The sequence below is a fragment of the Pseudomonas sp. MF08875 genome (assembly GCF_059862525.1).
This window is the reverse complement of record NZ_JCBCUW010000001.1, coordinates 255,894-267,816: the sequence shown is the minus strand read 5'-3', so window position 1 is coordinate 267,816 and position 11,923 is coordinate 255,894. Positions and strand designations below refer to the sequence as shown.

Below are 11,923 nucleotides of genomic sequence, written 5' to 3'. Positions count from 1 at the left end.
GCAAACGCTTCGACTTCAAATGCCCGATCGAGGTGATGGGCGAAGTGATGCAAGAAGCCGTGGTGATGCGGCATGATGCTCCCGCTTCAATTCAATAACCGTGTTGCACTCAGATCCTGCAACCGCCAAGCATGGTGGTATCGCTCGCCCTCAAAACATAGCTTATCCAGGGCGAATCAAGTTGATTTGATCTGCTGGCTAGTTTGGCGGCATGGAGGTGTTAGTTTGCAGTCGCTGAGTGAAAAGAAATCTGATGTTGCCGGCGGTTGTCATTATCTAATAACGAATGCAATGGTTAATCTATATTTCGGTTCTTTTGCAGGTTAATGATATGACGTTAACAGAACATCAACTCAATAAAATCCTCCCAAACGCCCGCACCCAAGCGGGCGTTTTCATTTCTGCCCTTAACGCCGCCATGCCTCATCACCAAATCACCACACCCAAACGCATCGCTGCATTTCTCGCGCAGGTGGGCCATGAGTCTGGCCAATTGCAGTACCTGCGTGAGTTGGGCAGTGAGCACTACCTGAGCAAGTACGACACCGGTTCGTTGGCAAGGCGCCTGGGTAATACGCCTGAGGCCGATGGAGATGGGCAGTGTTACCGCGGCCGCGGCCTCTTGCAAATCACCGGGCGCGCCAATTATCGGCAATGCAGCCTCGCGTTGTTTGGTGATGAGCGGTTGCTCCAGCAACCTCAATTGCTGGAGCAACCGCAGTGGGCCGCGGAGTCGGCGGGGTGGTTTTGGCAGCTTAATGGGCTCAATGAGCTGGCGGACCAGGATCAGTTCAACAGCATCACCCGGCGGATCAACGGCGGGTTGAATGGGCTGCAGGACCGTTTGCAGTTGTGGGCACGGGCGAGGGCGGTGTTATGCCAGCCTTCGGCCTGATGCCCAGGGGGTTCCAGGTGACGGGCGTCGTTGTGTTGCTGGCCGTGGTGGCGGGCGGTGCGGCGGCGGGTTCCTGGCAAATTCAGGCGTGGCGTTTTGGGCGGCAGTTGGCGGAGCAGGCCAGTGTGCACGCCCAGGCGCTGCAACAGCTATCCGTGGCGGCGGCGAGTGGGTTGCGGGCCGCCCAGGATCAACGTCTGGCGCTGGAGCAGCAGCTTCAGGCCAGTGACCAACAGCACTATCAGGAGTTAAGCGATGCACAAGGCAACCAGGCTCGCCTACGCGACCGTCTTGCCACTGCTGATCTGCGGCTGTCAGTCCTCCTCGACGGTGCGGGTTCAGCCGCTGGCGGTGCAGTGCCCGCCGCTACCGGCACCGGCGGCGTGGTTCATGGCGCCGCGCGCGCCCGACTTGACCCAGCGCATGCTCAGCGAATTATCGCCATCACCGACGCCGGCGATCAGGGACTGATTGCCCTACGCGCCTGCCAGGCCTATGTGCGGGCGATTGGGCGCTAACATTTTGAGCGCCTGGGCGGCTTGTCAGGGCAGGCGGCTCGTGTAGGGTGGTGGTTTCGCCAACCTGACCGGGAGACAGTCATGGACGAAATTACTCAGCTTGCCGCTGAACTGGGGCGGCGTTTGCAGGTGCTCAATGCCCACGTCAGCACCGCCGAGTCCTGTACCGGGGGCGGGATTGCCGAAGCGATCACGCGCATTGCCGGCAGTTCGGCGTGGTTCGAGGCCGGTTACGTGACCTATTCCAATCGCCAGAAAACCCGCCAGTTGGACGTGCCCGCGCCTTTGTTCGACCAGGTTGGGGCGGTGAGCCGCGAGGTGGTCGAGGCCATGGTGCGTGGCGCCCAGGCTAAAAGCGGGGCGCATTTTGCCGTGGCGGTCAGTGGTGTGGCGGGGCCGGACGGTGGCTCACCGCATAAACCGGTGGGCACCGTTTGGCTGGCTTGGGGCGTAGGAGAGGCGGTAGTGAGCGAGGTGCGGCACTTCCCCGGCAACCGCGACGATGTCCGCCGACAAACGGTGAAGGCCGCGCTAGAGGGCTTGTTGCTGCATGCCGAGGCAGAAATCTCAAAACAGGGGTAGGCGATCTTCAAACGCTGTGGAATAATACTGTCTACTTATACAGGTGTTGGCCGTCAGGCCTTATTGATTACGTGAGGACTTTAATGGACGACAACAAGAAGAAAGCCTTGGCTGCGGCCCTGGGTCAGATCGAACGTCAATTCGGCAAGGGTGCCGTAATGCGTATGGGCGATCACGACCGTCAGGCGATCCCGGCCATTTCCACTGGCTCTCTGGGTCTGGACATCGCGCTCGGCATCGGCGGCCTGCCAAAGGGCCGTATCGTTGAAATCTACGGCCCGGAATCTTCGGGTAAAACCACCCTGACCCTGTCCGTAATCGCCCAGGCCCAGAAGATGGGCGCGACCTGCGCCTTCGTCGACGCCGAGCACGCCCTGGATCCGGAATACGCCGGCAAACTGGGCGTCAACGTCGACGACCTGCTGGTGTCCCAGCCGGACACCGGCGAGCAGGCACTGGAAATCACCGACATGCTGGTGCGCTCCAATGCCATCGACGTCATCGTCATCGACTCCGTGGCGGCCCTGGTGCCAAAAGCCGAGATCGAAGGCGAGATGGGTGACATGCACGTTGGCCTGCAGGCTCGCTTGATGTCCCAGGCGCTGCGCAAGATCACCGGCAACATCAAGAACGCCAACTGCCTGGTGATCTTCATTAACCAGATCCGCATGAAGATCGGCGTGATGTTCGGCAGCCCGGAAACCACCACCGGTGGTAACGCGCTGAAGTTCTACGCTTCGGTGCGCCTGGACATCCGCCGTACCGGCGCGGTGAAGGAAGGTGATGAAGTTGTCGGCAGCGAAACCCGTGTCAAGGTCGTGAAGAACAAGGTGGCACCGCCGTTCCGCCAGGCTGAATTCCAGATTCTCTACGGCAAGGGTATCTACCTGAACGGCGAGATGATCGACCTGGGCGTGTTGCACGGCTTTGTCGAAAAATCCGGGGCCTGGTATGCCTATAACGGCACCAAGATCGGTCAGGGCAAGGCCAACTCGGCCAAGTTCCTGCAGGAGAACCCAGAGATTGCGGCCACACTTGAAAAACAGATCCGCGACAAGCTGCTGACCCCGACTGCAGACACCAAGGCTTCGCCGGTCAAGGAAGCTGTTGATGATCTGGCTGACGCCGATATCTGATTGATCCCATGACAGCCGTACTCGATACACCCGTCGCCGTACGGCGAACCGCAATGGACCTGCTCGCGCGACGCGAGCATGGTCGAGTCGAGCTGACGCGCAAGTTGCGTCAGCGCGGCGCCCCTCCTGAAATGATCGATGCCGCACTCGACCGCTTGACGCAAGAGGGCTTGCTGTCCGAATCGCGCTACCTCGAAAGCTTTGTCTCCTACCGTGCCCGCTCCGGATACGGCCCTCTGCGTATTCGTGAAGAGTTGAGCCAACGTGGCCTGCAACGAACCGATATCGAACTCGCCTTACGCGAAAGCGGTATCGATTGGCAGGCACAGTTGGAAGACACCTGGCGCCGGAAATTCGCCGGGCACTTGCCGATCGATGTCCGCGAGCGTGCCAAGCAAGGGCGGTTCCTGAGCTACCGGGGTTTTTCGATGGAGATGATCGGCCGCTTGTTCAGCGGCCGTGGCCTGGATGACTGAGCCGGTCAGGTGAGCTTGATCGGTTCACGGTTGCGCTGTGAAGCCTGCGGGGTGGCCTCGGCCCAGTTTTCCGGCAGGTTGATAAAGTCCACCAACTCGCGCAAGCGCCCGTGATTACGGGCGGTGAAGGTGAACGACAGTCGCGTCAGGTGGCTGAACTGCGCCTCATCCTGTTCTTCACCGGCGTAGCTGTGTTGATGAAAGCAATCGCTCAAACACAGGTCGGCAAAAGCTTGCTGGATGTGCTCCAGTGCCTGCTCGTTCAACGGGTGATTCATGCGGATGATGAACTGATGCTTCAGCCAGCGGCTGGAGTGGAAGTTACCGTAGAACTGCTGAATCTCCTGCACCGCTTCCTCGACGTTGTAGACCAGGCGCATCAGCTTCATGTCGCTGGGCAGGATGTAGTGGTTGGCCTCCAGTTCGTTGCGGATGAAATCCAGGGCACTTTCCCAGAAGCGCCCGCCCGGTGTGTCCAGCAGCACCACGGGAACCAGGGGGCTTTTGCCAGTCTGGATCAAGGTCAATACCTCCAATGCTTCATCCAGTGTGCCGAAGCCGCCCGGGCAGAGCACCAGTGCATCGGCTTCCTTGACGAAAAACAGCTTGCGGGTGAAGAAAAAATGGAACGGCAGCAGGTTGCCGGTGCCATCGACCGTGGGGTTGGCGTGCTGCTCGAAGGGCAGGGTGATGTTGAACCCCAGGCTGTGCTCCAAGCCTGCGCCCTCATGGGCTGCAGACATAATGCCGCCCCCGGCGCCGGTGATGACCATTAGGTCTGACCTCGCCAGCGCGGCGCCCAGCTCCCGGGCCATGGCGTAAAGCGGGTGCTCGGTGGCGGTTCGCGCAGAGCCGAACACAGTGACCTTGCGCCGCCCCTTGAACTGCTCCAGCACACGGAAGGCCTGTTCCAGTTCACGCAACGCCTGCAGGGTGATCTTGGCGTTCCAGCGGCTATGGTCTTGCTTGGCCATATGCAGGACGGTGAGGATCATGTCGCGATAAATCGCGATATTCGCGCTGTTGGGGGAAATCAGTTTGAGTTGTTCTTCGACCTGCTGGGCGAGCTCGCCCCCGTTGCCCTGAAGATCTCGGCTGAGGAGGTCATTCGATTGGTAAGGCATTCAACGTCTCCTTCTGCACAACGCCTGGTTTTGCCGATTCGATCATGGCCTCCGCTGGTCGTGCCTGGCAACCGCTCAATCGCAAGCCGTGGGCGCGGATCACCGCTGGTCAGAAGTGCCGGCATGCGGTGATGGCTCTGATTTACTCAACACAGGCATCACGACGCTGTTTGGCGTGGGCAAGCGCAGGGAGGCGAAACATGACCAGAATCATTCTGGAAATCGATACCGAGTTGTATCAGCTGTTGCAGGCGGCGGCGCGGGCCAATCATCGTAGCGTTGAGGATGAATGCCGGCGGCGCCTGGAGGGCCCCCGGCAGCACTCGCAGTATCTGCAAGCGCTGGTGGCGGAGCTGCGCGCCGATGATTTGCAGCGGCGCGCAATGGAGCAGTGATTACTTTTTCTTTTTGGCCGGTTGCAGGCAATCGGCTTCCTGGAAGCGTTCCGACGCAACCGGGCGGTTGGTCTTGACCTCCGTGAACTCGTAGCGCATCACCGCGCCCTTGGCCATCAGCTTGCGAAAGCCTGGGTTGTTGCACACGGTGGAGCCCAGTTGGAAGTACACGGCCTTGGGGTCTGCGCGCATTTTTTCGGCGTGGCTGCTTTGCACGCTCAGGTGGTTTATCAGCTCCTTGCCTTCCACGGTGTAGCCCTGGTCGAGGATGTCTTCGTTGATGGCCCGGGGCGTGCCGACGCTGCTTTGGGCGGCGACGCTTTGCAGCATTTTGCTCAGTTCGAGTTCTTTGAGTGAGGCGGCTTGCACGCCGAAGGATGACGCCAGCAGAACGGCAGCGGTAGGAACGATAAGGCGCAGCATGAAACTCTCCTGGTTCAGTGACTGGTGCTTCGACCAGCCACGTGACTGTGCGTTCAGTGGCGGCGAATTATAGGGGAGGCGGTGTGGACGGTACAGGTTTGAGCGTGTTGCTCTGGTAAACTGCGGTTACTTTTTTTGCCCGCCTGAGTGTTATTTGTGCCGATTCTCATTCCCCGCCGGAGTTGTCTGTGACCCTGCGCGCTGCTTCGCCCTTTGCCGTCAATGCCGTTGCGTGCCTGCGTGACGAGCGCGAGGAAGAGAGCACCAAGCCTTATCTGGCCCGCGGTTCCCGCGCGCCGCGCTGCCATGATTGCAGGGTGATCGAGAGCCATTGCCTGTGCGCCTGGCGCCCTCAGGTCCAGGCCCGCTCGGCGGTGTGCTTGATAATGACGGCCAAGGAAGTGTTCAAGCCGAGCAATACCGGGTGGTTGATCGCGGATGTGGTGCAAGACAACTTTGCCTTTATCTGGTCGCGTACCGAAACCAACCCCCAGTTGCTGGCGCTATTGGCCGACCCGCAGTGGCAACCGTACCTGGTGTTTCCCGGTGAGTATGTCGAGCCTGAGCGGGTCACTCATGAGGTTCAGGTCGATAGCCGCAAGCGGCCGCTGTTTATTCTGTTGGACGCAACCTGGACCGAGGCCCGCAAGATTTTCCGCAAGAGCCCGTATTTCGACGGCTTGCCGATCCTCAGCCTGCTGCCGGAAAAACTGTCGCGCTACCGCTTGCGCCGCTCCACCCGCAGTGAGCACCTGTGTACAGCCGAAGTGGCGGCTTTGTGCCTGGAACTGGCGGGCGATGGCCCCGCGTCCTCGGCGTTGGGCGCCTATTTTGACGTGTTCAGCCAGCATTACTTGGATGCCAAGCATCAATTACCCCTAGACGAGACCACTGCCGCCCACGCTGAACTGGCGCCCTTTGTCCCGCAAGGTGCTCTTACCATGCAGGCACGTAGTGGCACTGCGGCTTGACCCCATAGGCTGCGCTGGGCATGCTTGGCGCCGTTTAGGGCGCCCGCCCCGTTTGGCGGGCCTTTGGTTTGAGTTCGCCCTTCGGTGATGGCCAGCAGGTTGTCACCTTATGTTGTTTTGGCGAGGACCGAATCCATCGGTTCTCCCATAAAAAACAGGATCATTTGACTGATGGCCACATACGAAATCCTGATTGCCGATGACCACCCCCTCTTCCGTAGCGCACTGCACCAAGCGGTCACCTTGGGCCTTGGCCCTGAGGTCCGGTTAGTGGAAGTGGCGAGTATTGCCGAACTGGAAACCCGTCTGACCGAGAAGGCCGACTGGGACCTGGTGCTGCTGGACCTGAATATGCCGGGGGCCTACGGTTTTTCCGGGTTGGTGCTGTTGCGTGGCCAGTATCCGCAAATTCCGGTGGTGATGGTCTCGGCGCAGGAGGAAGCGTCGATCATGGTCAAGTCCCGCGAGTTCGGCGCCAGTGGCTTCATTCCCAAATCCAGCTCCATGGAAGCGATCCAGCAGGCCGTGCGCACGGTGCTGGACGGTGATGTGTCGTGGCCGCCCCAAGCGTTCGAGGATGTGGCTGTTTCCGATGAAGCCAAAGCCGCCAGTGCCGGGTTGGCCAGCCTGACGCCGCAGCAGTTCCGCGTGCTGACCATGGTCTGCGAAGGCTTGTTGAACAAACAGATCGCCTATGAGTTGAGCGTGTCGGAGGCCACCATCAAGGCCCACGTTACGGCGATTTTTCGCAAGCTGGGCGTGCGCACCCGCACCCAGGCGGCACTGTTGCTGCAACAGCTTGAGTCAATTTCCAGCCAGTAAGGCGTTGTGCCTTCACGCTTTTTTGACTTCCGTTGAACTAGTTTTCCCCTTCCTTTTTTCAGTTGCCTACTTCTATGTCGCCTTTCAAAGGTCAAACCGGTCTTAAACGCATTCTCAACGCTGGCGGCTATTCCCTTGATGGGTTGCGCGCCGCTTTTATCGGCGAAGCCGCCTTTCGCCAGTTGGTTTTGCTCAACGTGATCCTGATTCCCGTGAGTTTCCTGTTCCACGTCAGCCGCGTCGAGCGTGCCTTGCTGATCGCCGTGTGCCTGCTGGCGCTGATCGTCGAGTTGCTCAACTCGGCCGTGGAAGCGGCCATCGACCGCATCTCTCTGGACCTGCACCCCTTGTCGAAAAACGCCAAGGACATGGGCAGCGCCGCGCAATTCGTGGCGTTGAGCATGATTGCCGTGGTGTGGGCGGTGATTCTGCTCTGACCTCGCTCAGGGGATGCTGGGCAGCACGATTTCGTCGCTGCGCTGCACCCCGGCGGTGAAGGCGCGGCACAGTTCCAGGAATTCGCGCATGGCCGACGTCTGGTACTTCTGTTTATGCCAGATGAAGTAGAACTGCCGCGCCAGGTCCAGGTCCGGGGTTTCCACCGGTACCAGGCTGCCGCGGCGGAACGCATCGCGCAGGGCCAGGCGGGAAATGCAGCCGATGCCCAGGCCCGACTCCACCGCACGCTTGATCGCTTCGGTGTGTTCCAGTTCCAGGCGGATGTTCAGCGAGTTGCGGTGATGGCGCATGGCCTGGTCGAAGGTCAGGCGCGTGCCCGAACCCTGTTCCCGCAAGATCCACGCCTCATGGGTCAACTGCTCCATGCTCGCCTGGCCCTGGGCGGCGAGGGGGTGCTGAGGCGCGCAGAACACTACCAATTCATCCTCGACCCAGCTCTGCACTTCGATATCCGGGTGGCTACAGTCGCCCTCGATTAGACCCAGATCAATTTCATAGTGGGCAACTTGCTGCACGATATGGGCAGTGTTCTGTACATGGAGTTTCACCTGGCTCTCGGGATGGCGCTGCATGAAGCTGCCGATCAGCAGGGTGGCCAGGTAGTTGCCGATGGTTAGCGTGGCGCCGACCGCCAGTGAGCCGAAACCGGACTTGCCGTTGAGCAGGTCTTCGATTTCCTTGGCCTGGTCGAGCAGGGCCACGGCTTGGGGCAACAGTTGTTTGCCCAGGGCGTTGAGGCTCAGGCGTTTGCCGGCGCGGTCGAACAACTGGCAGCTGGATTGGCGTTCCAGTTCCGTGATCGAAGTGCTGGCCGCCGATTGCGACAGGGCGAGCAGGCCGGCAGCACGGGACACGCTCTCTTGCTGAGCGACGGCGACGAATACTTGAAGTTGACGGAGAGTAAATCGCATATCGATATAACCGATAACCCTTATCTTAATAATCCATTTAACAGATATTGTCACCGCCATTAGAATGCGATGCAATTGCGCACCCTGTCGGCGCAGGCAAAATCTCCAGGAGTCCCACGTACATGAGCAACATGAACCACGAGCGTGTCCTCAGTGTTCACCACTGGAACGACACTCTGTTCAGCTTCAAGTGCACCCGCGATCCGGGCCTGCGCTTCGAGAACGGTCAGTTCGTGATGATCGGCCTGCAACAGCCCAACGGCCGCCCGCTTATGCGCGCTTACTCGATTGCCAGCCCCAATTGGGAAGAGCATCTGGAATTCTTCAGCATCAAGGTGCCCGATGGCCCGCTGACGTCCCAGTTGCAGCACCTCAAGGAAGGCGACGAGATCATCATCAGCAAAAAGCCGACAGGCACGCTGGTGCTCGACGACTTGAAACCGGGCAAGCATTTGTACCTGCTCAGCACCGGCACCGGCCTGGCGCCGTTCATGAGCGTGATCCAGGACCCGGAAACCTACGAGCGTTTCGAGAAAGTGATCCTGTGCCACGGTGTGCGCTACGTCAATGAAGTCGCCTACCGCGAATTCATCACCGAGCACCTGCCGCAGAACGAGTTCTTCGGCGAAGCGCTGCGCGAAAAACTCATCTACTACCCCACCGTGACCCGCGAGCCGTTCGAGAACGAGGGGCGCCTGACCGACTTGATGCGCAGCGGCAAGCTGTTCAGCGATATCGGCCTGCCGCCGATCAACCCGCAGGACGACCGCGCCATGCTGTGCGGCAGCCCGAGCATGCTCGACGAAACCAGCGAAGTGCTCAACAGCTTCGGCCTGAAAGTCTCGCCGCGCATGCGCGAGCCCGGTGATTACCTGATCGAGCGTGCATTCGTCGAGAAGTAAGCCTGTTTAAAGCGGCTCCTGTGTGGGAGCGGGCTTGCCCGCTCCCACAGTCGTTTCTGGGGTTCAGGCGTGTGCGGGGATGACTTCCAGCACGCGGATCAACCCTGGTTGCGGGTAGTGCCAGCGCACATCCACGTCCCAGAACTGCGCCCCGTACTCGCGTTCCGGCGCCGGTGCCTGGTAGGCCGGGCGGGGGTCCTGGGCCAGACATTGCTCGATCAGTTCCACCAACGGCTCTGCAAGGCGCTGAGCGTGGCTGTGAGCCTGTTGCAGGGCCGAATCCTGCCACTGCACCGGGATCAATGCCGGCGCGGCGCTGGCGATGGTGTTGCTGGCAGCGGCGATGATGTCGGCGTAAGGCACGTAGGGCTTGATGTCCAGGACCGGCGTGCCGTCCAGTAGGTCGATACCGGATATCCACAGGCGCCCCGCCTCCACCTTGTCCAGCTTCACCACCGATTGGCCGATGCCGTTCGGGCGATGGGTGGCGCGCGTGGCGAACACCCCCATGGATTTGTTGCCACCCAGGCGTGGCGGGCGCACCTTGAGCCGTGGCTTGTCTTCCAGGGCTTGATGGAACAGGAACAGCAGCCACACATGGCTCACCTGTTCCAGCCCCTGCACCGCTTCGCCTTGATCGAAAGGCGCCACCAACTCCAAGACGCCCCGTGCCGCCGGTGCCAGTTGCGGTTGGCGGGGGATGGCGAATTTCTCCTTGAAGCAGGAGCGCACGAAGCCGATGGGGGAAACGCTGTAGGTCATGGTCTGGATCGAGGCGCAAGAGGGGCGGGCATGATAACCCGGGTAGGCGCCGGGGTGGTCGTTGGGGCGCTATCGCGAGCGGGTTCGCTCCCACCTCAGCGCAATCGCTTCCCTGTGGGGTTTGCCCGCGATAGCCGCGCGCTATCTCAGAGGCTAAACCCGCCATCCAAAGGAATGATGTTGCCGGTCATGTAGGCCCCGGCCGTACTCGCCAGGCTGATGGCGAGAGCGGCCATTTCCTCTTCTCGGCCCCAGCGTTTCATCGGGATCAGCGCGGTGTCTTCGGCCAGGGCCTGTTCATCGTTGCCGATGTGCTGGGTCATTTTGCTGGGGAAGCGCCCGGGGGCGATCACGTTGATGTTGATGTGCTGGCTCACCAGCTCCCGAGCGAGGAGGCGCGACAGTTGGTGCAGCGCGGCTTTGCTCGGGCCGTAGGCGTAGGCCTGTTCGCCGAAGGAAGAAATACCGGCCGCCGAGCCGATGTTGATGACCCGTGCTGGGTTCGCCGCGCAGCCGGCCTTGCGCAACAGTGGTAGCAATTGCTGGATGCAGGTGAACACGGACGTCACGTTCAGTTGCATGACCTTTTCCCAGCCCTTGGCCGGGTAGCTTTCCAGGGGCGCGCCCCACGTGGTGCCAGCGTTGTTGACCAGAATGTCGAGTTGGCCGATGCGCTCGCCCAGGGTGGCGGCCAGTTGCTGCACGCCTTCCTCCGTGGCCAGGTTGGCGGCGATGCCATGGCACGTACCGTGGGCGCTCAACTCAAGCGCGGTTTGTGCGCAGGCCTGGGCATCGCGAGCGCAGACATAGACGGTGGCGCCGGCTTCGACGAAGGCTTTGGCGATCATTTTGCCGATACCACGGGTGCCGCCGGTCACCAGGGCGGTGCGGCCTTGCAGGGAGAAGTAAGGGTGCATGGCGAATCCTGAGGGCTGAGGGGATGTCGCTACCCTAGCGGTCAGTGGCGCGCAGCGGAGCCATCATTGCTGGTGAGAATGGGCGGGCATGCCTGTGGGGCGGCCGTGGGTGGCCGCCCCACAGGGCAAGGGTCAGGGGCGGACGCGCAGGGTCAGGCCCTTGAGGAAGTTGCGCAGCAACTGGTCGCCACAGGTGCGGTAGTTGGTGTGGCCGAACTTGCGGAACAGCGCGCTCAGCTCGGGCTTGGACACCGGGAACTCCGAGGCCTTGAGGATCGCGTGCATGTCGTCTTCCTTGAGCTCGAAGGCCACACGCAGTTTTTTCAGGATGATGTTGTTGGTGACCGGCAGTTCGATGGGCAGCGGCGGGCGGCTCTCGTCCTTGCCGCGCTTGAAGATCACCAGGCCATCGAGGAAGTGGGCCATGACCTCGTCGGGGCAGAAGACGAAGCCTTCTTCCTCGTCTTTCTTGAGGTAGGTCACCAGGTCTTCCTTGCTGACGTCCATGCCGCCGAGCTTGATGAGTTCGACAACCTTGTTGTCGCTGATGTCGAGCATGTAGCGCACGCTGCGCAGTACGTCGTTATGAATCATGTGGGCAGTCCTGATCGATCGGTCGTGAGCGCCGCG

16 protein-coding genes are annotated in these 11,923 nt (G+C 60.8%); 10 read left to right on the top strand and 6 right to left on the bottom strand.

Going from position 1 to position 11,923, the window contains the following annotated elements:
• Positions 1 to 331: 331 nt before the first annotated feature.
• The 5 genes from AC19YT_RS01310 to recX all read left to right on the top strand — a co-directional run bounded on the left by AC19YT_RS01310 (position 332) and on the right by recX (position 3,607).
• Entirely contained in the window at positions 332 to 895 is a 564-nt protein-coding gene (locus AC19YT_RS01310) for a glycoside hydrolase family 19 protein (protein ID WP_500609585.1), read from the top strand.
• The gene (locus AC19YT_RS01305; RefSeq protein ID WP_500609584.1) at positions 877 to 1,413 is read left to right on the top strand and encodes a lysis system i-spanin subunit Rz; all 537 of its coding nucleotides are present in this window, start codon (positions 877 to 879) and stop codon (positions 1,411 to 1,413) included. The genes AC19YT_RS01310 and AC19YT_RS01305 overlap by 19 nt, the downstream gene beginning before the upstream one ends.
• A gap of 81 nt (positions 1,414 to 1,494) precedes the next feature.
• Entirely contained in the window at positions 1,495 to 1,995 is a 501-nt protein-coding gene (locus tag AC19YT_RS01300; RefSeq protein ID WP_095108036.1) for a CinA family protein, read from the top strand.
• Positions 1,996 to 2,078: 83 nt separating this feature from the next.
• Positions 2,079 to 3,131 (top strand): recombinase RecA, encoded by a 1,053-nt coding sequence (gene recA / locus AC19YT_RS01295; RefSeq protein ID WP_095108037.1) that lies wholly within the window; start codon positions 2,079 to 2,081, stop codon positions 3,129 to 3,131.
• A gap of 8 nt (positions 3,132 to 3,139) precedes the next feature.
• Positions 3,140 to 3,607, top strand: a complete 468-nt coding sequence (gene recX / locus AC19YT_RS01290) for a recombination regulator RecX (RefSeq protein WP_500596771.1) — start codon at positions 3,140 to 3,142, stop codon at positions 3,605 to 3,607.
• Positions 3,608 to 3,612: 5 nt separating this feature from the next.
• On the opposite strand, the gene AC19YT_RS01285 is transcribed toward recX, so the two are convergent.
• On the bottom strand, positions 3,613 to 4,731 hold the full coding sequence (locus AC19YT_RS01285; RefSeq protein WP_500609583.1) for an LOG family protein: 1,119 nt from the start codon (positions 4,729 to 4,731) through the stop codon (positions 3,613 to 3,615).
• 200 nt (positions 4,732 to 4,931) lie between these two features.
• Here AC19YT_RS01285 and AC19YT_RS01280 point away from each other — a divergent pair, with 200 nt between their 5' ends.
• Positions 4,932 to 5,126, top strand: coding sequence for a hypothetical protein (locus tag AC19YT_RS01280; protein WP_095108040.1), 195 nt, complete (start codon positions 4,932 to 4,934; stop codon positions 5,124 to 5,126).
• Here AC19YT_RS01280 and AC19YT_RS01275 read toward each other — a convergent pair whose 3' ends face one another.
• Positions 5,127 to 5,549, bottom strand: a complete 423-nt coding sequence (locus tag AC19YT_RS01275) for a quorum-sensing-regulated virulence factor family protein (RefSeq protein WP_095108041.1) — start codon at positions 5,547 to 5,549, stop codon at positions 5,127 to 5,129. It lies immediately after the preceding gene.
• 194 nt (positions 5,550 to 5,743) lie between these two features.
• On the opposite strand from AC19YT_RS01275, the gene AC19YT_RS01270 reads away from it, so the two are divergent.
• The 3 genes from AC19YT_RS01270 (at position 5,744) to AC19YT_RS01260 (ending at position 7,779) form a co-directional block, all read left to right on the top strand.
• Positions 5,744 to 6,520: a tRNA-uridine aminocarboxypropyltransferase gene (locus AC19YT_RS01270; RefSeq protein WP_500609590.1), complete on the top strand. Its 777-nt coding sequence runs from the start codon at positions 5,744 to 5,746 to the stop codon at positions 6,518 to 6,520.
• 171 nt (positions 6,521 to 6,691) lie between these two features.
• The gene (erdR, locus tag AC19YT_RS01265) at positions 6,692 to 7,342 is read left to right on the top strand and encodes a response regulator transcription factor ErdR (RefSeq protein WP_095108042.1); all 651 of its coding nucleotides are present in this window, start codon (positions 6,692 to 6,694) and stop codon (positions 7,340 to 7,342) included.
• 74 nt (positions 7,343 to 7,416) lie between these two features.
• Positions 7,417 to 7,779 (top strand): diacylglycerol kinase, encoded by a 363-nt coding sequence (locus tag AC19YT_RS01260; RefSeq protein ID WP_500609582.1) that lies wholly within the window; start codon positions 7,417 to 7,419, stop codon positions 7,777 to 7,779.
• Positions 7,780 to 7,785: 6 nt separating this feature from the next.
• Here the strand turns inward: AC19YT_RS01260 and AC19YT_RS01255 are convergent, their stop codons facing one another.
• Positions 7,786 to 8,712, bottom strand: coding sequence for a LysR family transcriptional regulator (locus AC19YT_RS01255; RefSeq protein WP_095108044.1), 927 nt, complete (start codon positions 8,710 to 8,712; stop codon positions 7,786 to 7,788).
• A gap of 122 nt (positions 8,713 to 8,834) precedes the next feature.
• Here AC19YT_RS01255 and fpr point away from each other — a divergent pair, with 122 nt between their 5' ends.
• The gene (gene fpr, locus AC19YT_RS01250) at positions 8,835 to 9,614 is read left to right on the top strand and encodes a ferredoxin-NADP reductase (RefSeq protein ID WP_019827846.1); all 780 of its coding nucleotides are present in this window, start codon (positions 8,835 to 8,837) and stop codon (positions 9,612 to 9,614) included.
• Between the two features lie 63 nt (positions 9,615 to 9,677).
• Here fpr and tsaA read toward each other — a convergent pair whose 3' ends face one another.
• The 3 genes from tsaA to AC19YT_RS01235 form a co-directional block, all read right to left on the bottom strand.
• Positions 9,678 to 10,376 (bottom strand): tRNA (N6-threonylcarbamoyladenosine(37)-N6)-methyltransferase TrmO, encoded by a 699-nt coding sequence (gene tsaA / locus AC19YT_RS01245; protein WP_095108045.1) that lies wholly within the window; start codon positions 10,374 to 10,376, stop codon positions 9,678 to 9,680.
• Between the two features lie 146 nt (positions 10,377 to 10,522).
• Complete coding sequence (locus AC19YT_RS01240; protein WP_095108046.1) at positions 10,523 to 11,293, bottom strand: SDR family oxidoreductase; 771 nt, start codon at positions 11,291 to 11,293, stop codon at positions 10,523 to 10,525.
• Between the two features lie 132 nt (positions 11,294 to 11,425).
• Complete coding sequence (locus tag AC19YT_RS01235; protein WP_095108047.1) at positions 11,426 to 11,887, bottom strand: YehS family protein; 462 nt, start codon at positions 11,885 to 11,887, stop codon at positions 11,426 to 11,428.
• Positions 11,888 to 11,923: the final 36 nt, after the last annotated feature.

Bases quoted from the DNA above. Each gene is read 5' to 3' on its own strand.
- AC19YT_RS01310 (WP_500609585.1), top strand. From the start codon at position 332: ATGACGTTAACAGAACATCAACTCAATAAAATCCTCCCAAACGCCCGC.
- AC19YT_RS01305 (WP_500609584.1), top strand. From the start codon at position 877: ATGCCAGCCTTCGGCCTGATGCCCAGGGGGTTCCAGGTGACGGGCGTC.
- AC19YT_RS01300 (WP_095108036.1), top strand. From the start codon at position 1,495: ATGGACGAAATTACTCAGCTTGCCGCTGAACTGGGGCGGCGTTTGCAG.
- recA (WP_095108037.1), top strand. From the start codon at position 2,079: ATGGACGACAACAAGAAGAAAGCCTTGGCTGCGGCCCTGGGTCAGATC.
- recX (WP_500596771.1), top strand. From the start codon at position 3,140: ATGACAGCCGTACTCGATACACCCGTCGCCGTACGGCGAACCGCAATG.
- AC19YT_RS01285 (WP_500609583.1), bottom strand. From the start codon at position 4,731: ATGCCTTACCAATCGAATGACCTCCTCAGCCGAGATCTTCAGGGCAAC.
- AC19YT_RS01280 (WP_095108040.1), top strand. From the start codon at position 4,932: ATGACCAGAATCATTCTGGAAATCGATACCGAGTTGTATCAGCTGTTG.
- AC19YT_RS01275 (WP_095108041.1), bottom strand. From the start codon at position 5,549: ATGCTGCGCCTTATCGTTCCTACCGCTGCCGTTCTGCTGGCGTCATCC.
- erdR (WP_095108042.1), top strand. From the start codon at position 6,692: ATGGCCACATACGAAATCCTGATTGCCGATGACCACCCCCTCTTCCGT.
- AC19YT_RS01260 (WP_500609582.1), top strand. From the start codon at position 7,417: ATGTCGCCTTTCAAAGGTCAAACCGGTCTTAAACGCATTCTCAACGCT.
- AC19YT_RS01255 (WP_095108044.1), bottom strand. From the start codon at position 8,712: ATGCGATTTACTCTCCGTCAACTTCAAGTATTCGTCGCCGTCGCTCAG.
- fpr (WP_019827846.1), top strand. From the start codon at position 8,835: ATGAGCAACATGAACCACGAGCGTGTCCTCAGTGTTCACCACTGGAAC.
- tsaA (WP_095108045.1), bottom strand. From the start codon at position 10,376: ATGACCTACAGCGTTTCCCCCATCGGCTTCGTGCGCTCCTGCTTCAAG.
- AC19YT_RS01240 (WP_095108046.1), bottom strand. From the start codon at position 11,293: ATGCACCCTTACTTCTCCCTGCAAGGCCGCACCGCCCTGGTGACCGGC.
- AC19YT_RS01235 (WP_095108047.1), bottom strand. From the start codon at position 11,887: ATGATTCATAACGACGTACTGCGCAGCGTGCGCTACATGCTCGACATC.